Origin of the sequence: Stenotrophomonas maltophilia group sp. RNC7 (genome assembly GCF_030910085.1) — a bacterium.
GTDB lineage: Bacteria > Pseudomonadota > Gammaproteobacteria > Xanthomonadales > Xanthomonadaceae > Stenotrophomonas > Stenotrophomonas sepilia.
On record NZ_JAVFVN010000219.1, the window covers coordinates 1 to 391 of the forward strand.

Genomic DNA, 391 nt, shown 5'->3' on the forward strand with positions numbered 1-391 from the left:
TTTTAATTTATCTTTTGAAGTTACATTTAAGGGATTTTGAGAAGTACCAAATTTACTAAAATCTAAATCAAAACCACCAAAATTTGTTATATTATCCAGTTTACTACTGAAGCTATCGTATAGGTCCTTACCTTTTTGTGCACCTTCATTGTAGTAATCCGTTAGATTTACAAACTCTTTAAAATCTTTTCCTTCAAATTTAGATTCTAGAGGATTTATTAAGCGGATTTCCTTACCAGAGATTTTATTGACTAAACCTAAAACTTTGTTAATGCCTTCTATGATAAGATTTACGATACTTAAAATAATTGGCTCGACAACTTGCATAACAGTTATAAAAGCATTTTTTACTGCAATACCTAAGTTTATAAGTAATCCTTCCATCCATCCA

The 391-nt window shown here is 28.9% G+C and carries 1 protein-coding gene; it reads right to left on the bottom strand.

From position 1 onward, the window contains the following. Positions 1-391: hypothetical protein (locus RCF13_RS02935; protein WP_308140838.1), on the bottom strand; the 391-nt coding region annotated here is incomplete at both ends.